Origin of the sequence: Synechocystis sp. PCC 6803 substr. PCC-P, from assembly GCF_000284455.1 — a bacterium.
Taxonomy (GTDB): Bacteria; Cyanobacteriota; Cyanobacteriia; order Cyanobacteriales; family Microcystaceae; genus Synechocystis.
Genome location: NC_017039.1, coordinates 2,438,853 through 2,459,971 on the forward strand (window position 1 = coordinate 2,438,853; position 21,119 = coordinate 2,459,971).

The 21,119-nt window shown below is 46.9% G+C and carries 17 protein-coding genes, 1 tRNA gene, 3 rRNA genes and 1 pseudogene; 9 read left to right on the forward strand and 13 right to left on the reverse strand.

The window, feature by feature from the left end; genetic code table 11:
* Positions 1-71: 71 nt before the first annotated feature.
* Positions 72-857, forward strand: coding sequence for an IS5 family transposase (locus SYNPCCP_RS11435; protein ID WP_010873213.1), 786 nt, complete (start codon positions 72-74; stop codon positions 855-857).
* Between the two features lie 174 nt (positions 858-1,031).
* The gene (locus SYNPCCP_RS11440) at positions 1,032-2,282 is read left to right on the forward strand and encodes a class I SAM-dependent methyltransferase (RefSeq protein ID WP_010873390.1); all 1,251 of its coding nucleotides are present in this window, start codon (positions 1,032-1,034) and stop codon (positions 2,280-2,282) included.
* Between the two features lie 152 nt (positions 2,283-2,434).
* Here the strand turns inward: SYNPCCP_RS11440 and SYNPCCP_RS11445 are convergent, their stop codons facing one another.
* Positions 2,435-2,878, reverse strand: coding sequence for a transposase (locus tag SYNPCCP_RS11445; protein ID WP_369791790.1), 444 nt, complete (start codon positions 2,876-2,878; stop codon positions 2,435-2,437).
* Between the two features lie 94 nt (positions 2,879-2,972).
* Here SYNPCCP_RS11445 and SYNPCCP_RS16955 point away from each other — a divergent pair, with 94 nt between their 5' ends.
* Positions 2,973-3,821 carry an IS630-like element ISTcSa family transposase gene (locus SYNPCCP_RS16955; protein WP_010873392.1) on the forward strand — a complete coding sequence of 283 codons (849 nt, stop codon included), beginning with the start codon at positions 2,973-2,975 and terminating at the stop codon, positions 3,819-3,821.
* A gap of 27 nt (positions 3,822-3,848) precedes the next feature.
* Here SYNPCCP_RS16955 and SYNPCCP_RS16960 read toward each other — a convergent pair.
* Positions 3,849-4,400, reverse strand: a pseudogene (locus SYNPCCP_RS16960) (IS4-like element IS4Sa family transposase); the annotation flags it as partial.
* Between the two features lie 123 nt (positions 4,401-4,523).
* Here SYNPCCP_RS16960 and SYNPCCP_RS16965 point away from each other — a divergent pair.
* A complete protein-coding gene (locus tag SYNPCCP_RS16965; protein ID WP_010873394.1) occupies positions 4,524-4,889 on the forward strand; it encodes a hypothetical protein in 366 nt (121 codons plus the stop codon).
* Positions 4,890-5,368: 479 nt separating this feature from the next.
* On the opposite strand, the gene SYNPCCP_RS11460 is transcribed toward SYNPCCP_RS16965, so the two are convergent.
* Complete coding sequence (locus SYNPCCP_RS11460) at positions 5,369-6,313, reverse strand: Sll0314/Alr1548 family TPR repeat-containing protein (protein ID WP_010873395.1); 945 nt, start codon at positions 6,311-6,313, stop codon at positions 5,369-5,371.
* Positions 6,314-6,464: 151 nt separating this feature from the next.
* Here SYNPCCP_RS11460 and SYNPCCP_RS11465 point away from each other — a divergent pair, with 151 nt between their 5' ends.
* On the forward strand, positions 6,465-7,097 hold the full coding sequence (locus SYNPCCP_RS11465) for an ABC transporter ATP-binding protein (protein ID WP_010873396.1): 633 nt from the start codon (positions 6,465-6,467) through the stop codon (positions 7,095-7,097).
* A gap of 98 nt (positions 7,098-7,195) precedes the next feature.
* On the opposite strand, the gene rpsU is transcribed toward SYNPCCP_RS11465, so the two are convergent.
* From rpsU to SYNPCCP_RS11485, 5 genes are all read right to left on the reverse strand, one after another.
* Complete coding sequence (gene rpsU / locus SYNPCCP_RS16970) at positions 7,196-7,378, reverse strand: 30S ribosomal protein S21 (RefSeq protein ID WP_010873397.1); 183 nt, start codon at positions 7,376-7,378, stop codon at positions 7,196-7,198.
* A gap of 243 nt (positions 7,379-7,621) precedes the next feature.
* Positions 7,622-7,739: ribosomal RNA gene (rrf, locus tag SYNPCCP_RS11470) — 5S ribosomal RNA — on the reverse strand.
* 72 nt (positions 7,740-7,811) lie between these two features.
* Positions 7,812-10,695, reverse strand: a 23S ribosomal RNA gene (locus SYNPCCP_RS11475).
* A 249-nt stretch (positions 10,696-10,944) separates the two neighbouring features.
* Positions 10,945-11,018 (reverse strand) — tRNA-Ile (locus SYNPCCP_RS11480).
* Positions 11,019-11,160: 142 nt separating this feature from the next.
* Positions 11,161-12,649 (reverse strand): 16S ribosomal RNA (locus SYNPCCP_RS11485).
* Together the 16S, 23S and 5S rRNA genes with 1 tRNA gene alongside form the textbook arrangement of a ribosomal RNA operon.
* A 411-nt stretch (positions 12,650-13,060) precedes the next feature.
* Here SYNPCCP_RS11485 and SYNPCCP_RS11490 point away from each other — a divergent pair.
* Both SYNPCCP_RS11490 and SYNPCCP_RS11495 read left to right on the forward strand, forming a co-directional pair.
* The gene (locus SYNPCCP_RS11490) at positions 13,061-14,056 is read left to right on the forward strand and encodes a hypothetical protein (protein WP_010873398.1); all 996 of its coding nucleotides are present in this window, start codon (positions 13,061-13,063) and stop codon (positions 14,054-14,056) included.
* 38 nt (positions 14,057-14,094) lie between these two features.
* Positions 14,095-14,685 carry a DUF2808 domain-containing protein gene (locus SYNPCCP_RS11495; RefSeq protein ID WP_010873399.1) on the forward strand — a complete coding sequence of 197 codons (591 nt, stop codon included), beginning with the start codon at positions 14,095-14,097 and terminating at the stop codon, positions 14,683-14,685.
* Between the two features lie 43 nt (positions 14,686-14,728).
* On the opposite strand, the gene SYNPCCP_RS11500 is transcribed toward SYNPCCP_RS11495, so the two are convergent.
* Positions 14,729-15,742: an ABC transporter permease gene (locus tag SYNPCCP_RS11500; RefSeq protein WP_010873400.1), complete on the reverse strand. Its 1,014-nt coding sequence runs from the start codon at positions 15,740-15,742 to the stop codon at positions 14,729-14,731.
* Between the two features lie 166 nt (positions 15,743-15,908).
* Between SYNPCCP_RS11500 and hisS the strand changes: the two genes are divergently transcribed.
* A complete protein-coding gene (hisS, locus tag SYNPCCP_RS11505) occupies positions 15,909-17,252 on the forward strand; it encodes a histidine--tRNA ligase (RefSeq protein ID WP_010873401.1) in 1,344 nt (447 codons plus the stop codon).
* A complete protein-coding gene (locus SYNPCCP_RS11510) occupies positions 17,227-18,351 on the forward strand; it encodes a hypothetical protein (RefSeq protein ID WP_010873402.1) in 1,125 nt (374 codons plus the stop codon). Before hisS ends, SYNPCCP_RS11510 begins: the two co-directional genes overlap by 26 nt.
* Here SYNPCCP_RS11510 and SYNPCCP_RS11515 read toward each other — a convergent pair.
* The 4 genes from SYNPCCP_RS11515 to SYNPCCP_RS11525 form a co-directional block, all read right to left on the reverse strand.
* Complete coding sequence (locus SYNPCCP_RS11515; RefSeq protein WP_010873403.1) at positions 18,348-19,256, reverse strand: GNAT family N-acetyltransferase; 909 nt, start codon at positions 19,254-19,256, stop codon at positions 18,348-18,350. The genes SYNPCCP_RS11510 and SYNPCCP_RS11515 overlap by 4 nt on opposite strands.
* Before the next feature lie 77 nt (positions 19,257-19,333).
* Positions 19,334-20,032 (reverse strand): hypothetical protein, encoded by a 699-nt coding sequence (locus SYNPCCP_RS11520; RefSeq protein WP_010873404.1) that lies wholly within the window; start codon positions 20,030-20,032, stop codon positions 19,334-19,336.
* Between the two features lie 142 nt (positions 20,033-20,174).
* On the reverse strand, positions 20,175-20,306 hold the full coding sequence (locus tag SYNPCCP_RS17790; RefSeq protein ID WP_255345293.1) for a hypothetical protein: 132 nt from the start codon (positions 20,304-20,306) through the stop codon (positions 20,175-20,177).
* Positions 20,307-20,331: 25 nt separating this feature from the next.
* Positions 20,332-21,039, reverse strand: coding sequence for a hypothetical protein (locus SYNPCCP_RS11525; protein ID WP_223211280.1), 708 nt, complete (start codon positions 21,037-21,039; stop codon positions 20,332-20,334).
* Between the last annotated feature and the right edge of the window lie 80 nt (positions 21,040-21,119).

Sequence of the window (21,119 nt, forward strand, 5' to 3'; positions counted from 1 at the left end):
TTAAGAGCGTGTTTGAAAAGTAGGGTGAAGAATGGAAAATGGTGAAAAGAATAAAATTTTCACCATAATTAATGATAATTCGAGAATTTTACAGCACGGACATCACAGATAGCCAGTGGCAATTGGTAGAACCCCATTTACCCAAAGCAAAAACTGGGGGAAGAAAACGGAAAACTAGTCTGCGGGAGATACTCAATGCTATTTTTTACATGCTCAGAACGGGGTGTGCCTGGCGACTTCTGCCCCATGATTTTCCTAAATGGCGAACGGTCTATGGTTATTTCCAGCCATGGCACGAAGATGGTACCTGGAAAAAATTAAACCGTATCTTCCGTGAGAAAGTTCGGCTCAAAGCTGGAAGAAATACTCACCCTAGTGCCGGTTGTTTAGATTCACAGTCACTTAAAAAGGCTGGAACTGGCCAAGAAACTGGCTATGACGGCGGAAAAAAGGTCAATGGTCGTAAACGTACAATCCTCGTGGATACCATGGGATTACTTCTCGATGTTGTCGTCCATGGTGCCCATCGCTCCGACCATCAGGGTCTGATTCTACTTGCTACCTGGTTTGCTCCCCTTTGGCAGTGCCTGCAAGTTATATGGACTGATAGCACCTTTGGCGGAAAGGATTTTATCTATTGGGTGGAGCATACTTTTGGTTGGAATTTGAATGTCGTCAGCAAAAAGCAGGGACAAAAAGGTTTTGAAGTCTTACCCCGCCGTTGGGTAGTCGAGCGCACCTTTGCTTGGTTTGGTCGCTATCGTCGTTTAAGCAAGGATTATGAATATTTACCTACCACCAGTGAGACCATGCTCTATGTTGCCATGGTTCATCTCATGCTTCAAAGGCTTGCTTAAAACTTTTCAAACACTTTCTAAGGGATTGTATGTCCTTTGAGCTAAAGCTCGACGTCAAAGGAACCGTTTTGGTGAACAATTAATGAACAATCGTTAAAAATCCTAGTCAGTGGCCTAAGCATTCCGTCCCCTTGAGCTTTTGGCCTGTGCCCTTCCTTCAATCCATGGAGGAAAATGGCCAGTTCGGTGATCGCCGCCACCGTGACCTTTCTCTGTTTCCCATCATCCATGACCCAGAATATTCTCCCTGCTCTCCTTGATCATATCCGCCAAAGTCCCCACCAGCGGCTCACTTTTGCGGAGTTTATGGAGTGGGTGCTCTATCAACCTGATTATGGTTATTACAGTAGTGGTCAGGTGGACATTGCCATTCGCGGGGATTTTGTCACGGCGATCGCCTTGGGGGCCGATTTTGGCGAACTGCTGGCGGAGCAATTTTTGGAAATGTGGCAGCGGCTGGGGGAACCGGACCGCTTTGATCTTTTAGAATTGGGGGCTGGAACTGGAGCCTTTGCCCAAACAGTGTTGGCCCAGACCCAAAGACTGTATCCCGAATTTTTTGCCGCCTTACACTACCACATCATTGAGGAGTCCGCCGCCCTCCGCCGAAGGCAAGCCAATCTCTTAGAACCCTGGCGGGAAATGGGCAAAATCCAATGGCAAACTTGGCCAGAGTTGGCAAACGATAGCTTAGTAGGTTGTTGTTTTAGCAATGAATTTTTCGATGCCCTGCCCGTCCATCGAGTGGGCATCAAACAAGGGGTTTTGAAAGAGCAATATATTGAGGCGGGATCAACGGATCTCACTAGCGTTTGGGACGACCTGTCCACTGACAAATTGGTAGATTACTTCGCTAGCTTTGGCTTGCAACTGACTTCTCCTCCCTACGGAGAAAATTATGAAACCGAAGTCAACCTAGCCGCCCAACAGGCTTTGGAAGAAATTGCTCGGGTTTTAGCCCAGGGATGGGTATTAACGGTGGATTATGGCCATCCAGCGGGGAAATATTACCATCCCCAACGCACTGGAGGGACGCTGCAATGCTATTTCCAACAACGGCACCACGATAATCCCTTCGTCAATTTGGGGCAACAGGACGTCACTGCCCATGTCAACTTCACTGCCTTGGAATGGTGGGGAGAATGCTATGGCCTGAATCGTTTGGATTTTAGCCAGCAGGGGCCTTTTTTAATGAATCTTGGCCTTGGCGATCGCCTAGCGGATTTATCCAGTGGGCAGTATGATTTGAACGAAATTTTTTCCCGACGGGCCATTTTGCACCAGTTAATTGATCCCAATGGCCTCGGTAAATTTGGGGTACTACTACAGGGTAAGAAGCTAAATATCTCGATGAAGGAGCCAACTCTGCGGGGTTTTAGGCCCCCAACAGCCTTGGAAATAGGCAATTTACCAATGGCGGGCTAAATCGTAAACTTACTAAAAGTAAGGATGTTAATTTATTAATTTAAAAGGACTGAAATTTACCCTTAATAAATACCTTTTGATTCAGAATCGTTGAATCGCACTTATGTACGACCTAAAAATAGACAGAATAATCCTACAGCAAAGCAAATTCATCACCTTAGTGCTAACTCCCTTAGCCAGTGTACATAGCTTATTTTTTCACACATGAAAGCCTGTAAATAACGTAGTTTGTCTAACATTGTTGTACCTGCTTCTTTTGGGATTACCAGTAATTTTAGTATTAAATAAGCAATTATACAGGTATAGATTTGAATCCCAATTGCATTCTCATTTTTGGCAATCAGTCTATTCAGCTTTAAGTGCATTTTTAAGAATTTCCATAACAATTCTATTTGCCATCTTTTTTTATAAATTTCTGCTATTTTTTCATCACTAACTCCTTCTATTTCTTTACTTTCTATAGGTAAATTTGTAACCAATCTAAACTCTGAATTATCATGGGTGAATATTACCACTCTACTCTCTATTTTATTCTTTCCAGTTCCAACCATATAGTTATCATTGGCTAATTTTTCTAGCTTTATATTATTCTTTATTCTTAATACATGATATTTGTTATAGTCATTTCAATTAACGATGAGAGAATTTAATGTAAAATTATGGAGTGTACAAAATGAACAGGTTTAAACAATGGCTTACAGTTTAGATTTAAGGCAAAGGGTAGTAGCTTATATAGAAGCTGGAGGAAAAATAACTGAGGCTTCCAAGATATATAAAATAGGAAAAGCCTCGATATACAGATGGTTAAATAGAGTAGATTTAAGCCCAACAAAAGTAGAGCGTCGCCATAGGAAATTAGACTGGGAAGCTCTAAAAAAAGACGTAGAAGAAAATCCCGATGCAAGATTGATAGACAGAGCCAAGAAATTTGGAGTGAGGCCGAGTGCCGTATATTACGCATTAAAGAAAATGAAAATAAACAGAAAAAAAAAAGAACTACGTTATCGAGAAAGAAACCGGGAGGAACGAGTTAAGTACTATAGAATGTTAAGAGAACTAATTAAGCTCTATGGTAGTCAAGCTATAGTTTACATAGATGAATCTGGATTCGAAGCAATCCAGGCTTGTATTTATGCCTGGTCAAAAAAAGGAAAAAAAGTTTATGAAGATAGACAAGGAAAAAGGGGAGTCAGAGAAAATCTAGTAGCAGGGAGAAGAAAAGGAAAAAAAGATTTGATTGCGCCGATGGTTTTTACCGGGAGTTTGAATGCAGAAGGCTTTGAAGGATGGTTAAAATTATATTTGCTACCCTCCCTCGACATTCCATCAATATTAATAATGGATAATGCTCCTATTCATCGTAAAACTGCCATTAAAGAATTGGCTAAAGAAGCAGGTCATGAAGTTCTTTTTTTGCCGAAATATTCTCCTGATTTAAATGATATTGAGCATGACTTTAGTGCCTTGAAACGAGCTAGAATGTACGCTCCTATTGACACGTCTCTTGATGAAATTATCCGTTCTTACTGTGGCGTTTAGCGTCTCAGCTTTATTTGAAACTACTATATTCTCCTTTTGTAATCTCTTGATTCTCTGTAAGTCACAAAATCCTCTATCCATTACTGCTACTCCATTTTCTGGAGTCTCTTCTATTGTTTCATTCCCATATTTATTATCATGACCTTGTCCAAAGTGAATTACTATTCCCCCCGGAATCCCTGTTGATAAGTTAATCCCACTGAATACTTTTACCTGATGAAATCCAAGGTTCCACATCAACTTACTAGTTATGCTGACAATGGTTGAATCGAGAGGAAATATTTCTAATTCTCCCTGCTTAATTTCCTTCCTTTTCGACAATTCCTTTTTTAAGGAAAATATTATTTCTCTAAAAACTCCCACATCCCTTTTTTTGCTTGCCTTTGAGAATGTAGATATATCGACTGTCTCTCCTCGTAAGTTCAGTCTTTTAAACATACTCCTCATGCTTGTCTGGCTCTGGTCTAACACTAATCCTAACCAGATACTCACAAACTTAAATGTGTCTAATACTGGGTAGTCATCTTTAGGAAAATTAGATAGATAAGTTTTGACAATATGTCCAAAATTTGATATCATCTCTTCAATTATTCTAATATTTCTGCCCTTTATTCTATCATTTTAAAGGGCTTTTTTTCTCTTTATAACTATCGTTCAACACTTCTGATTTCATACAACTGATGAGTTCAACAGAAATTGGACATGAAAATAGATTATAAATTAACTCTCTTATTGTTTTGTTTATGTGTACCGGGTGTAATCGCTAGTTCATTTTTAATGTTGTCTTTAGTTGTCGATTCAACTGCAATTCCTGTATCTTTACAAACTCTGCAAATTGCAAATCTGATCCAAGGAGCATTGTTTGTTTTACTAGCAGCAACATTGGGTTCAATACTAACTAAAAGGGTTGGACTATGCTCACCAACGCTCTCTGCCCTTCTCAACCATGGCAGGGTTATTCATGCGTTCTATCCTCAACTTATCTCCGGGCTAGTAGGTGGATTAATAGGTGTAGCGTGTAGCCATTATCATTGGTTTTCACTTTCTTTCGCCCCCTCCACTGGCTAATACCCAAGCTCTCCTATTACCTCCCATAGCTGTCAGAATCATCTACGGAGGCATCACCGAGGAAATCCTGATCCACTGGGGAATTATGACTTTGATTGTGCGGGCCAGCTGACGACTGATTCAAAAAGGAAAACCCAATAATATTGTCATGGGATTGACAATTGGAATTAGTGCAGTATTATTTGGACTTTCCCAGCTCCCATTGGCCATCAATTCCGTTACTCCCTTAATCAACGGCAATAATTGTCTATATAGTGGCAGGAAATACAATGTTTGGTGTCATGGCAGGCTACCTTTTTTTGTGCTATGGTTTCGAGTCTACCATCATCGCCCACGTATTTTCCCATATCGGCTCATATCTAATACTTGGCTAGGAGAGTCTGACCATAATTGTTAATGGAAATATTATACGTTTTCACCCCAAGCCAGTTGATTTTTATTAATCAACTATAGGGGATCAAATGATAGCCTCTCCTCTTTTAGAAGCCCTTAAGACTAGGATTTTGGGCTAATTTTTGAATTTCATCCACTACCGCATTGTTTTCATGGTTAAGCTGAACCACCAATGCCCGAGATAGCTGATCTTGTTTTTGTAGGGCCATTGCGTAGTATTGCTGAGCCTGTTGAAGCTTGCCTAAATCCATACTGCGGCGTCCTTCATTACGTAAAAACTGCCCTTTCAAGTATTGCAATTCCGGATTGTCTGGGGTGATAGCCAGCGCCCGGTCAATATTAGCCATGGCAAGGTCATACTTTTCCAAATCTCGGTAGGTAGTGGCTAGGGCACGGTAACGGAGATAGTCAGGTGCCGCATACTGCTCAAAGCGACTAATTACCTGTTCCGATTGGCTAAAGGGAGTATAACGGGACAAAAACAGATCTAAGTAACCCCGCAAAAGGTTAAGTTCCGGATCATTGGGATTAATGGCGGATGCTTTGTCTAGGTGTTCGAATACCGTACCTGTTTTACCTACAGCTTGTAAGTAACTGCCCTTTTTTAGCAGATAACTACCCTCCAAAAAATGACCCACAGCAATGTATAGGTTACCCCGTAAGGGATCGCTGGGGGCCAAGCGCTGGGCCGACTCTAGGGTTTGCTGGGCGTACTTCCTCATTCCTTCCATATCATTAGCGTCATAGGCAAAAGAAGCCTGCATGGCATAAACCAAAGGCTCATTAGGTTCAGCTTGAATCGCCCCAGCCAAAATTTCCTCTGCCCCCCGATAGTTCCCATCACGAAAAATGGCTTCAAAGGCAGCTTCTGTTTGGTCGCCAATATTGTGGGGATTGTTAGGGCGAAAGGGATCCCCTGCCCAGGCAGTACCACCAGCTATTAGGACTCCTAATATAGATTGGGTAAAAATTTGGGCCCAACGATTACGAATTAAATTCATCGGAGTAAAACGGGTGAGGAAAACCAACATAATCGATTGTATCTACAGTGAGAATCAGAAAGAGCACTGGCAAAACCAAGAAAATTAGGCCGATCAAGCTAAAATTCTAAGGAATTGTGATTGCCATAATATCCAGCTTTTGGCGGAACTGGCAGGGAGACTGCGTTTCAACTTTATCAATATGCTGTGTTTAAACGACGTTTGCTACCATCCGCCCGCCGCATTGCATCCCATTCTAAAAGATATCAATTTAGAATTAGCTCCCCAACAACTCGGTTTGATAATTGGCCCTAGTGGCTCTGGTAAAACCACTCTGTTAGAAATCCTTTCCGGCCTGGCAGAACCGACCAGCGGTCATATCCGTTGGCAAACCCAGGAGTTAACTCCTCTCCACCTCCAGCAGCTCTGTGGTTTAGTGTTCCAGTTCCCAGAGCGTCATTTCTGCGGTGGCACCCTGCTAGAGGAATTGCGTTTGGGACATCCGGAGCTTCCCCGCAGCCGCATTGCAGAGACCCTACAAGAGGTTGGTCTGGGTCATTGCCCTTGGAATCTTTCACCCCAAGCCCTCAGTGGTGGCCAACAAAGACGGTTGTCCTTAGCCGTGCAATTAATTCGCCAACCCAATATTCTTCTCCTCGATGAACCTACCGCAGGCCTAGATTGGTCGATGCGTCAACAATTAGCCAATCTACTAATCAAATTAAAAGACCATTGGGGACTTCTTGTTGTGACCCATGATCCAGGAGAACTAACGGCGATCGCCGACCAATGTTGGCGTTTAGAAAGAGGCAGCTTAACTCCCCAAAACCCCTGAAATATAGCAGGAAAAACAAAAACTCCCTCGGCTATACGAAAACCGAAGAAGTTCTTAGAAAATGAAAGTATATTTCTAATCTCAGTGCCAACAATCGACTAACGACGACGGGAACGCTGTCTTCTGCGGGTTGCTTCCTTGCGTTTATGCTTTTCTTGCGGCGTTTCAAAAAATTGATGCTTTTTGAAATCTGTATAGATGCCAGCCTTAGCGACCTGACGCTTAAAGCGGCGTAGCGCGGATTCAATTGGTTCGTTTTGACCTACAACAACTTGAGTCATCTGAGAGTTTTAAACCTCCTGGGTTAACAACAAAAGGGAGCTAGGGGAATAAATATCCGAAAATTTCTACAAAGCCCACATTAGACTTCTACCAATTCTATCATTCCCCCCGTTGACAATCTCCATTAGTCCAAGCCAGAGAAAATATTATCGCCATTTCCCGGACTATAATTTTGAACCTGACTTTAATATGGCCAAAAGCTCCCCAAGTAAAATGGAGAGCTTCAGATCAAAGAAAGAGGAACTTGGCATCGGACTATTGTGCCGTGGGGCAACCCCCAGAGTATCGTCGCCGCTGTCACATTTCACAACCGAGTGCGGGATGGGATCGGAGTGGTTCCATGACGCTAAAGACACCAAGAAAGATTTTTGGGTTTTGCTGAGAAGAAACCCAGAAGACTGCACAAGAAAAGAGAAAGAAAAATGAAGAATAAAGGTCAAGCCCTCGGTCTATTAGTACTCCTCGACTTCATCCATTACTGGACTTCCATCTAGAGCCTATCAACGGGTAGTCTTCCCGTGACCTTACTGGCTTAACACCATGAGAGTACTCATCTTGAGGTGGGCTTCCCACTTAGATGCTTTCAGCGGTTATCCACTCCGCACTTGGCTACCCTGCGTTTACCGTTGGCACGATAACAGGTACACCAGAGGTGCGTACTTCCCGGTCCTCTCGTACTAAGGAAGTCTCCTCTCAATACTCTTACGCCTACACCGGATATGGACCGAACTGTCTCACGACGTTCTGAACCCAGCTCACGTACCGCTTTAATGGGCGAACAGCCCAACCCTTGGGACGTACTACCGCCCCAGGTTGCGATGAGCCGACATCGAGGTGCCAAACCTCCGCGTCGATGTGAACTCTTGGCGGAGATCAGCCTGTTATCCCTAGAGTAACTTTTATCCGTTGAGCGACGGCCCTTCCACTCAGTGCCGTCGGATCACTAAAGCCGACTTTCGTCCCTGTTTGACTTGTCAGTCTCACAGTCAAGCTTCCTTCTGCTTTTACACTCTTCGGCTGATTTCCAACCAGCCTGAGGAAACCTTTGCGCGCCTCCGTTACCTTTTAGGAGGCGACCGCCCCAGTCAAACTGCCCACCTGAAATTGTCCTTCTCCCGGATAACGGGAACAAGTTAGAATTCTAGCCTCACCAGAGTGGTATCTCACCGTTGACTCCATTACTCCCACAAGAGCAACTTCATAGTCTCCCACCTATCCTGCGCAAGCAAAGCCCGAACCCAATTCCAAGCTACAGTAAAGCTTCATAGGGTCTTTCTGTCCAGGTGCAGGGAGTCCGTATCTTCACAGACAATCCTATTTCGCCGAGCCTCTCTCCGAGACAGTGCCCAGATCGTTACGCCTTTCGTGCGGGTCGGAACTTACCCGACAAGGAATTTCGCTACCTTAGGACCGTTATAGTTACGGCCGCCGTTCACCGGGGCTTCAGTCGCTAGCTTCAGGATTACTCCCTGACCAACTTCCTTAACCTTCCGGCACTGGGCAGGCGTCAGCCCCCATACTGCGTCTTACGACTTTGCGGAGACCTGTGTTTTTGGTAAACAGTCGCCTGGGCCTATTCACTGCGACCTCCATTGCTGGAGGCACCCCTTCTCCCGAAGTTACGGGGTAATTTTGCCGAGTTCCTTAGAGAGAGTTACCTCGCGCCCCTTAGTATTCTCTACCTTCCTACCTGTGTCGGTTTCGGGTACAGGTGACTATAAATTAACGTGGTTCGGGCTTTTCTTGGAAGCTTGACATCATGCACTTCGTCTCCGTAGAGACTCCCCATCACACCTCTGCTCAAGACGTTTTCGCCGTCTCTCATCGCCTCGAATGCTTGGACTGGTAACCAACTTCCAGTTGCACTAGCCTTCTCCGTCCCCCGCCACAATCTATAATCAGTACCGGAATATTGACCGGTTGTCCATCGACTACGCCTCTCGGCCTCGCCTTAGGTCCTGACTAACCCTCCGCGGACGAGCCTTCCGGAGGAACCCTTAGGATTTCGGGGTATGGGATTCTCACCCATATTTTCGCTACTCAAGCCGACATTCTCACTTCTGTACTGTCCACACCTGCTTGCCGCTAGTGCTTCACCCTATACAGAACGCTCCCCTACCACTCATATCTGAGTCCACAGCTTCGGTACATCACTTAGCCCCGTTCATTTTCGGCGCAGGAGCGCTTGACCAGTGAGCTATTACGCACTCTTTTAAGGATTGCTGCTTCTAGGCAAACCTCCTGGTTGTCAATGCACTCCCACCTCCTTTCTCACTTAGTGATGATTTGGGGACCTTAGCTGGTGGTCTGGGCTGTTTCCCTTTCGACGATGAAGCTTATCCCCCACCGTCTTACTGGTCGTTTCTTCTTGGGTATTCTGAGTTTGCCTCACTTTGGTACAGCTCTCGCCGCCCGCAGCGAAACAGTGCTTTACCCCCCAAGTTGACTTTACAACCGCTGCGCCTAAACACATTTCGGGGAGAACCAGCTAGCTCCGGGTTCGATTGGCATTTCACCCCTAACCACAGCTCATCCGCTAATTTTTCAACATTAGTCGGTTCGGACCTCCACTTAGTGTTACCTAAGCTTCATCCTGGCCATGGTTAGATCACCCGGGTTCGGGTCTACAAATTGTGACTAACGCCCTATTCAGGCTCGCTTTCACTTTGGCTTCGGTGCAACACACCTTAACCTGCCACAACCTGTAAGTCGCCGGCTCATTCTTCAACAGGCACACGGTCACTCGTTTAATCGAGCTCCCATTGCTTGTAGGCTAACGGTTTCATGTTCTATTTCACTCCCCTCAACGGGGTTCTTTTCACCTTTCCCTCGCGGTACTTTACGCTATCGGTCACACAGTAGTATTTAGCCTTACCGGGTGGTCCCGGCTGATTCAATCGGAATTCCACGAGCTCCGACCTACTCGGGATACAGCTAGGCTGATTCAATTTTCGACTACAGGACTTTCACCTCCTCTGGTGCAGTTTTCAGCTGCTTCGTCTAATCTACTCAGTCCACGTTGCTGTCCCACGACCCCAATCTTCGAAAAGATTGGTTTAGGCTGTTCCCCGTTCGCTCGCCGCTACTTGGAGAATCACTTTTGTTTTCTTTTCCTCTAGCTACTAAGATGTTTCAGTTCACTAGGTTTGCTCTCTCCCGCCTATTTTATTCAGCGGGTAGTTCACTTGGGTTGCCCCATTCGGACACCTCCGGATCAATGCTTGTTTCCAGCTCCCCGAAGCGTTTCGTCGGTAACCACGTCCTTCTTCGCCTCTGTGTGCCAAGGTATCCACCGTTAGCCCTTTGTAGCTTGACCTTTTTAAGATCTTCTTTTTGCTAACTAGGATCATCTTTCCCCCTACCTTCACCGCCCTTCAGTCTCACACTCAGCCAAAAGCCTTGTGGTTAACATCAAAACGGTTAGGAAGAGCAAGATTTTCCCTGCTTTCTCTTTTCTTTATGCAGTTTTCAAGGTCCTTACTGGACTTACATCCAGCATTCCCTCTGACTCTCATCAGACAGGATGCTGAAGGGTTTATCCTTCTCTTTGGCTTTTTTGGTTAGGTGGGCCATTCTGGACTTGAACCAGAGACCTCACCCTTATCAGGGGTGCGCTCTAACCAGCTGAGCTAATAGCCCTTGCCTTTTACCTCGCCTAGGCAATAGTTTGAAAGACTTCTACTCTTTAACCTCTCGGTTAATCCCTTGCTCGACCTTTTGGTTGACCAACTTCTCTCTATTTGCACTTTGCTTTCAAGATGAAGGGGTAAAGGTCTCCCTTAAAGGAGGTGATCCAGCCACACCTTCCGGTACGGCTACCTTGTTACGACTTCACCCCAGTCACTAGCCCTGCCTTCGGCGCCCTCCTCCCTAAGGTTAGAGTAACGACTTCGGGCGTGACCAGCTCCCATGGTGTGACGGGCGGTGTGTACAAGGCCCGGGAACGAATTCACCGCAGTATTCTGACCTGCGATTACTAGCGATTCCTCCTTCATGCAGGCGAGTTGCAGCCTGCAATCTGAACTGAGGCCGGGTTTGATGGGATTCGCTTACTCTCGCGAGCTCGCTGCCCGTTGTCCCGACCATTGTAGTACGTGTGTAGCCCAAGGCGTAAGGGGCATGATGACTTGACGTCATCCCCACCTTCCTCCGGTTTGTCACCGGCAGTCTCTCTAGAGTGCCCAACTTAATGATGGCAACTAAAAACGAGGGTTGCGCTCGTTGCGGGACTTAACCCAACATCTCACGACACGAGCTGACGACAGCCATGCACCACCTGTCTCCTGGCTCCCTAAGGCACTCCCACGTTTCCGCAGGATTCCAGGGATGTCAAGCCTTGGTAAGGTTCTTCGCGTTGCATCGAATTAAACCACATACTCCACCGCTTGTGCGGGCCCCCGTCAATTCCTTTGAGTTTCACACTTGCGTGCGTACTCCCCAGGCGGGATACTTAACGCGTTAGCTTCGGCACGGCTCGGGTCGATACAAGCCACGCCTAGTATCCATCGTTTACGGCTAGGACTACAGGGGTATCTAATCCCTTTCGCTACCCTAGCTTTCGTCCCTCAGTGTCAGTTTCAGCCCAGTAGCACGCTTTCGCCACCGATGTTCTTCCCAATATCTACGCATTTCACCGCTACACTGGGAATTCCTGCTACCCCTACTGTACTCTAGTCTTGCAGTTTCCACCGCTCCTATGGAGTTAAGCTCCATTCTTTAACGGCAGACTTGCATAACCACCTACGGACGCTTTACGCCCAATAATTCCGGATAACGCTTGCATCCTCCGTATTACCGCGGCTGCTGGCACGGAGTTAGCCGATGCTTATTCATCAGGTACCGTCAGAACTTCTTCCCTGATAAAAGAGGTTTACAATCCAAGGACCTTCCTCCCTCACGCGGTATTGCTCCGTCAGGCTTTCGCCCATTGCGGAAAATTCCCCACTGCTGCCTCCCGTAGGAGTCTGGGCCGTGTCTCAGTCCCAGTGTGGCTGCTCATCCTCTCAGACCAGCTACTGATCGTTGCCATGGTAGGCTCTTACCCCACCATCTAGCTAATCAGACGCGAGCCCATCTTCAGACGATAAATCTTTCACCTTTCGGCACATTGGGTATTAGCAGTCGTTTCCAACTGTTGTCCCCATTCTGAAGGTAGGTTCTCACGTGTTACTCACCCGTCCGCCACTAAGTTCCGAAGAACTCCGTTCGACTTGCATGTGTTAGGCATACCGCCAGCGTTCATCCTGAGCCAGGATCAAACTCTCCATTGTGTTAAAAATAACCAATTTATAAGTTTCGGCTCTTTTCTATTGCTATTTCTTCCGACTTGAGTTACACTCTTTGTCAAGTAGAAACAGACTTTGGTTTGTTAATTGAATTAACAAGGGTCTGGTTTCTGTCTCTCAAACTATTTCTTTGTCTAGGTTCGGGGCGCTTTCGAGTCGCTTTCGCTCTCAACCGCGCATTTATCAATATACGGAATACCGCAAGAAAAGTCAACACCTTTTCACAAAATATTTTTCAAAATCCCTGAATCACAGTCATAGTAACGGCTTCAACCATAGAAAAAAACTTCGCTCGACACCGGTAACTCCCCTTTCCCATTCCTCAGAACTATCTGCTCCCCCCTCTGCACCTCCTCCGTCCGATAATGGGGAAGTCGTTTTTGTGGGTTTAGATTAATGGAAAACAATTCTCTGGCACCTTTGCGGGTTGGCATTCTCGGTTTTGGTGGTTTGGGGCAAGCGGCAGCTAGGTTGTTGGCACCCAAGCAGGAGATGAAGTTGGTGGCTGTGGCCGATCGCCATGGGTATCTATATGATGCGGACGGCATTGATGTGGATAATGCGGTGCAGGCTTATACCCAGCAAGGTTCCGTGGGTAAGGCCAAGAAGGGACAGATGAGTGAGCAAAGCATTGAAGATTTAATTGGTGAGGGGGAAGTAGATGGCTACTTTCTGGCGTTACCGAATTTGCCCAATACTTTCATGGCGGATGTGACTCGGCAATTCATCGCCTCTGGCTGGCAAGGGGTATTGGTGGATGCGCTCAAGCGGACCAGTGCGGTGGAGCAGTTAATAACATTGCGGGAGGATCTAGCCCAAGCAGGTATTACTTATATGACGGGTTGTGGAGCGACTCCCGGTTTATTGACGGCGGCGGCGGCGATCGCCTCCCAGAGTTTTCAGGAAATTCATCAGGTAAAAATTACTTTTGGGGTGGGCATTGCTAATTGGGAAGCTTACCGGGCCACCATTCGGGAAGACATTGCTCACATGCCCGGGTACAACGTCGATAAAGCCCAAGCCATGACGGATGCGGAGGTGGCGGCTCTGTTGGATCAAACCAATGGCATTTTGGCTTTGGAAGATATGGAACATGCTGATGACATCATGTTGGAGTTGGCGGGCATCTGTCACCGAGACCAAGTAACGGTGGGGGGCGTGGTGGATACCCGTAATCCGAAGAAACCGTTGAGTACCCACGTAAAAATCACCGGCAGAACCTTTGAAGGGAAGATTTCTAGCCATACCTTTACCCTGGGGGATGAAACCAGCATGGCGGCCAATGTTTGCGGCCCGGCCTTTGGTTATTTGAAAGCGGGTTATGGGTTACATCGTCAGGGTTTAAAGGGTTTATTTACAGCAGCGGATGTGATGCCCAAATTTGTGCGTTAATCTATCAACGTTGTTCAATCGGTTCAGGTAAACTATCTATGACTAGACCAATTTCCCTGGGCTTAGGAAAAATAGCGGGACTGGCGATCGCCTCTGGGCTAGTTTTAACCCAGTCCTACGGAAGTTTTGGGCCAGAGATGTCCATTGCTGAAGCGGGGGAATTACCGGGGGGAGTGCGTTTTTTTAGTCGTCCTCCCCAGTTGGTGGATAGTGTTACCACCTTCAATGCGGTGTCAATTCCGGCGGCGAAGTATTATTTCACTATTTCTCTGCCGGAACAGGCCGGTGAACCCCTCGACAGAGTTGTTTTTCAACAGCAACCTAACCCAGACCCAATTAATTTTTACCCGGAACAAACCTTTGCTTTTCTTGGCGATCGCCACAATCGGGGGTTCCAAGTTGCTCTGGAGTCGGTGGATTGGGACAGAGATACGGGAAAAATCACTGTAACTTTTGCCCAAACCATTTCCCCTGGGGAAACTGTCACCATTGGGCTAAAGCCCTGGAAGAATCCCGATGTGCCTGGAGTCTACCAATTTCGAGTTTTTGCCTTACCACCGGGGGAAAATTCCCAAGCCATGGATTTGGGGGTAGCCAGGTTTCAATTTTATCGGGGTGGAACCTGGTAACCGGGACATTGCCGGTCAACTATTCAGACATTGAGTGGGAATTCTATTTCAGATCCGCCAACTGAATACGGGGATCGGTAAATTTCAGCAGTAAGTCCGCCAGAAGATTACCAACGATGAGGAGAGTTGCCCCCATCATTAAACTGCCCATCACTAGATACAGATCCTGGGCGGTGACTGCTTGGAGAATTAGACGACCTAAACCGGGCCAATTAAAGAAAAATTCGGCGATAAAAGCGCCACTGAGTAAGCTAGCAAATTCAAAGCCCAGAATGGTGATCAGAGGGTTGATGGCATTACGGAGGGCATGGACGTAAATGACCCGATTTTCGGGCAAACCCTTAGCCCTGGCAGTTTGAATGTAGTCCTGGCGCAACACATCAAGCAATTGGCCTCGCATCAACCTTTGTAATCCAGCAAAACTGGTGATGCTCAAAGCGAGGGTAGGTAAAATCATGTGCCAAGCCACGTCCCAAACCTTATGGGGCCAAGAAAATTCGGCAAAATCAATGCTGGTCATGTCCCCCACCGGCAACAGGGGTGAAACGGATTGGGCAAGAAATAATAAAAGTAGGGCAGTGATAAAACTAGGAAATCCTTGGCCGATGTAGCTGATTACCCGCAAACTCCGGTCTATGAATGTGTTTTGCTGTACGGCCCCCACAATGCCCAAGGGAATGGCGATCGCCCAGGTGAGAATGATAGATGTTATGGCTAGTAGTAGGGTGGCGGGAATCCGTTCTATTAGTAGGGAAGCAACGGAACGGTTATAGACAAAGCTTTCACCAAAATTGAAACGGGTCACCACTTGGGTGAGCCAGCGCCAATATTGCACATACCAAGGTTGATCCAAGCCAAATTGAACTTTTAGCTGTTGCAGGGTTTCTGGGGAAATTTTCGGATTTTGCTGGAGGGTGTCGAGATAACTGCCGGGGGCTAGCTGAACAATGGCAAAGCTTAATAGGGATGCTAGCAATAAGGTAATCAGCCCTTCTATCAACCGCTGGACAACATAGGCAAAGTCGTCATTTTGGAGCCAACGGAGGGGATTGCGCATGGATTACTGAATTAAGAACTGCTGGTTAGATCCTATCTGGGGATTTTTCCTAGTCAATATAGCCTAAGCCTTTTCTTGGTGCAGATGCCGATCGCCAGGGAGCAATGGGTCCTCGGAATCCGCTAAGGTTAGGAACGTATTTGTTTGACAGGAACTGAGCCGAACTATGGGAGCTATCCAAGCCATTCGTGGAACCCGTGACATTTTGCCCCCGGAAACCAACTACTGGCAGTGGGTAGAGGCGATCGCCAAAAGCATTTTAGACCGGGCTTTGTATCAAGAAATTCGCACCCCAATTTTTGAGCAGACTTCCCTGTTTGAGCGGGGTATTGGGGAAGCCACAGATGTGGTGGGGAAGGAAATGTATAGTTTTACCGACCGGGGTGACCGCCCGATTACCTTGAGGCCAGAAGGCACAGCTGGGGTGGTGCGGGCCTATATTGAACAGAACTTACAGGCCGCTGGCGGAGTGCAAAGGCTGTGGTACACCGGGCCCATGTTCCGCTACGAAAGACCCCAGGCGGGCAGACAACGGCAATTTCATCAATTGGGGGTAGAAGTGTTGGGCAGTGCCGATCCCAGGGCCGATGTGGAAGTTATCGCTTTGGGCACCGATATTCTCAAAGCCCTTGGTTTGAGTAACCTTTCCCTTGCCCTAAATTCCGTTGGTAACGGCGGCGATCGCCAAAGGTATCGGGAAGCTTTGATCGCTTACTTAACTCCTTTTAAAGCTGAACTAGATCCCGACTCCCAAGATAGATTAGAGCGTAATCCCCTGAGAATTTTGGACAGCAAAGCCAAACGAACCCAGGAAATTGTCCAGGATGCCCCCAGCATTTTGGATCATCTCGGAGTGGATTCCCAACGGCACTTTGACCAAGTGCAACAATTACTAACGAATTTGGGCATTGCCTACCAACTCACCCCTACCCTGGTGCGGGGTTTGGATTATTACACCCACACCGCTTTTGAAATTCAATCCAGCGATCTGGGGGCCCAGGCCACCGTTTGTGGCGGCGGTCGTTACGACGGCTTAGTGGCGGAATTGGGAGGCCCCGTTACCCCGGCCGTGGGTTGGGCCATGGGATTAGAGCGATTAATTATCCTTTTGCAACAAATGGCTACGCCCCCCGCTCCTAGCCCGGACTTGTACCTGATTTCCAAAGGGGAAAAGGCAGAACCCCAAGCGTTAATTCTGGCTCAAAAGTTACGCAATCAAGGTTTGGCCGTGGCTTTGGATCTAAGTGCTAGTGCCTTTGGCAAACAATTTAAACGGGCGGATAAATCCGGGGCGATCGCCTGTTTAGTACTGGGAGATGGGGAAATAGCAACGGGCACAGTACAGCTTAAATGGCTGGCCGATAAAGCCCAGGAAACCTTGCAGTTACAGGATTTAATGGGGAACATTACGGAACTCAAACAACGTTTAGCGGGACATAGGGAAAAATACCCCCACCTCACCTCTAACTTTTCTGTGACTTGCCATGACCCCATGGACAATTTGGTTTAAAACCGACGATATCCCCAGTTGGCAACCGCTAGATTCCTGCCGCTCCTTGCCCGTGGGCCATTACCGTCTAGCGGCCCGATTGCCAGTGCCCCACAAATATGTGCAATGGCGCTGGAAGTTTTTCTCCGCCACCGGCAAAGTGGAAAACCATGATTTCCAGGGCCGCACTAATCAAGACGGTCTGATTTCTCTGTTGGATTTGCACACTGTCCAACCGGGAACCTGGCAACTGAGTGCCCAACCAGACTTATTCGATCACCTTTGTGGAGAAACCTGGCAAATTCGTTTTCAATTCCAAATTGTTACCCCTGCCATCACCACGGTGACAGTACCGAAACTCAATACTGAACCAGAGGAATTGGAGCCGGAAGAAGAACAGAGCGTAACAGATGAGGCCAATAACTCCATTGTGCCCCATCCAAAGCGTCCTATGGTGGTGCCAGAGCTTGATCCAGAGCCGGTACCGGTACTGCAATGGCACAGAAAGGCAAGGGTGAAACTGACAGGGAATGGGGAAACGGAACCCGGTAAATCTCTAGAGACCACGGAAGTAACGGAAAACAGAGGGGAAATAATTGAAGAGCAAATTCCAGAACCGCTGGCAATTACAGCGCCAACCATTGAAAAAATAGCTGAAGAGAAGGTGGAGGAGCCAATCCTCGAACCCGTGTTGGCGATCGCCGTTAATGTTGAAGCAGGGGAAGAACAAATAGAAGAAAAAATAAAGGAATCAGTACAGGAAGAAATGCCAGAGGCTTTGGTGGCTAGTGTTTTAGATGTTATTGAAGAAAAAGAGGAGGTAACGGACGATAAACAGCCAGAAGCCTTGGTAATAGTAGAGTCATCAACTGATACCGATGCCGAAGACAAGTTAGAAAAATCAGAGGGATTTAACCCTTTCCGTTCCGTCAGTTACTCTGTGGAGCTAATTTATCCAGAACTGGAAAATCCCATCCAAGTTGACATTACGGTGATGGTGGACGAAAATCGCCCGCCCGTGCATCTGGATTTACCCGATCCCAGCAAAATGGTTAGCCTACTGCACCGTCGTCCCCGTTATCCCAATTCCCCTCTACCGCCTCGGTTGACTAGTGCTTAGCCGAGTTCCAGACAGGCTAGGCCGTAGATGTTTTCCAAGGGAAGTTGGGGAGGATTGCCTTTATACATCCGCAAATTTAACAGAGTCAGTTCAAAGCCCCGTTCTTCCAACAGATAAATGGCATCTTGATTCACTTCTGGCACATCAATAAACACTGGCCCCTGGCGATCGCCAAGTAACACGTCCAACAAAGCCCCGGCTAAAGCAGTACTATCAGCCATCAGGGGGCCCAAACGCCAACCCTGGGGAAAACCATCTTCATCGTCGGGCAATAAACAGGGACGAATGCGGCCGTAACCACAACAATCCCCCTGATCATCCAAAATTACCATCACCTTTCCCTCCGGCCGTCCCAACCATTCGTGCAAAAAGAGGGGACGAGGTGTAGCTTCGTGGCGGGCATCGTAGGCTAACACTTTGGCTTCTGTTAATTGGTCACCGGCCAAAAGTTGATAACCGAGGGGAAAATCCGGGGTAAAACTTGGCCGCACACAGGAGCGGCGATCGGCAGGGGGTAAACGATAACGACGGGTGTAATAGGCGGGACGAAAGCCCCATTTTTGGTAATCTTCCACCCTGGCTAGGGCTGCTTCCAGACCAACGCACTGGACATTTTCCAAATGGGCGATCGCCGTTTGCCAGAGAGCCACCCCAAAACCCCGCCCCCGATATTCTGGTTGAACGAGAAATAAACCAATAAAACCGTAATTTTCGTCATAACGAATGCCGGCAATGCAACCCACTGGGCTGCCTTCCCATTCCCCCACCCAAACGCCAGCGTCATCGGTGTCACAAAAAATCCCTACATCCCCTATGCCCGGACAAAATCCTTCCTGCTGGGCCCAACGGGTCACCAACGGGCGATCGGCAACTGCCATGGGACGAATACGGTAACTCAAACTCATCGGTTAATGGTGAAGAGTGCTCTTCACTGTAACGGGATGCCAAGGGAGTAATTTTTAATCTTTCGGGTTCTTGCGTTTTAACCTGGCCGGCGAAAAATAGGACGATAACTAGCTGCATCTTGATAGGTAATGGCGGTCCCTACCCAGCGATCCCAGTCGGCATTAGAACCATAAAGGTAGGCACTCCGCATGGAGGCAAAGGATGTTTCTAGGTCTGCCAAGTTCGCGGTTTCATAAATGGTGTGGTAGATTACAGGGTCCCGATCAAAGCTGGTATAACGACGGCAAGCGGCCCAGGTAGGCACATCCGCCATAATTTTAGGTAAATAGCTTTCTTCGTACCAGGCCCGAAATTCCGGTTCCGCCTCCGGTTTAACTTCAACGCTGACTTGGAAAAAAGGACGATTGCCAAAGATGCCATCCCAAGGACGGCGGGAATGGGCATAGGTTTGTTGGTAAGCTACCCGGCTTAGACCTTGTAATGCATTAACTTTCCAATGTTGCCATGTAGCGGTTTCCTCTTCCCGCCCTGGGCGAGACAGGGCAGAGTTAATCTGCTCCAAAGAAACATTGGGGGCTAATTCGTAGAACGTGAGCAAGCGTTTGCTGAACCACTTCAAACTGCCGGCCACTCCATATTCTTCGTAGCGACGGGCGGTAGTGATTTCAGGAACAACTTCTAATAATTTAGGAATGTAGTGATGGTGGTAAAACTCAGTAAATGCCGCTTCCGCTGCCGGGGCGATCCGTAAACTAATTACGAGAAGATTGACCATGGATGGCTCCGAAGGGAAATGATAACAGGGTTAAGACCTAACAAAACGGCTACAATTAACCCCTTAAATAGTTGAAGATTGTGGCAAGGTTAAGGAGTAGCTGGACATTTTTCATTAGGACTCTGCTCTTTTGGCAACTGTTCTAGGATATTGATAAAATCAGCAATGCTCCGGAAACGCCCATAATACGGATATAGGCCACTCTATTTTCTTCCCGGAGATATTGCAACACCATTTGCCCGATCGCCATCGCCAAGGCGGATTTTTTGTCCAAATTTGGCTAGCCAAAATGGAATAGGTCATGGATTAGAAGAAAAAGAAGATTGGGTTAAGGATTTAATAATGGTGTTACTAGGGCGATCGCCAAGGTTTAATTCAGCCAAAATTAATTGGGCAATGACCTCGCTAAAATAGCTGGGAAAACGGTGCATTTCTTGGGCATGGTCTAACAAAAAAGTGTGGTAATAACACCCCAGGGATTTTTCCAATTTGATTAAACTATGAAAAAAATCCGGTAATTCCTTTAAACGGTGAGAATGATTCTGTTGGAGAATATTTAAAAAGTGGCGAAAATGGCTACCTTCATCCTGGACTAAATGTTGTCCCACACGACTCAATACTTTGCCAAAAGGTTGATAATATTCCCGTAAATCCCGACGGTAAGAAAACATAGACCCCAATTCGTCAAAGACTAGGGTGCTAACAATGGTGAATTCATCTTGTAAAACCCAATCAATTTGTTCCAGACTAGGCGATCGCCGCTGAAAATTGTCATCCATAGCGGCAAAATTTAGCTCAGATAAAAAGCGATAAACTCGCCGCAGAGCTTGATAATGTTTTTGTTCATCTCCCAGCCATCGGGGTAATAAAGCTAAAAAATCGTCGGATAAATCCTGTTGACGGGAGAGTAAATAGTTGTATAAAAACTTAGCATCACCTTCGGAATAAACATCTCGACTTAGTAAAAGGCAAAAATCATTCTTTAGATTGTTTTCTACATTATCCAAAATCTTAGTAGGGATTTGATAGTCGATGGGGATTAGTCTGTCCACATCCCAATTGTTTAAACAATTCCTTTGATTTCCCC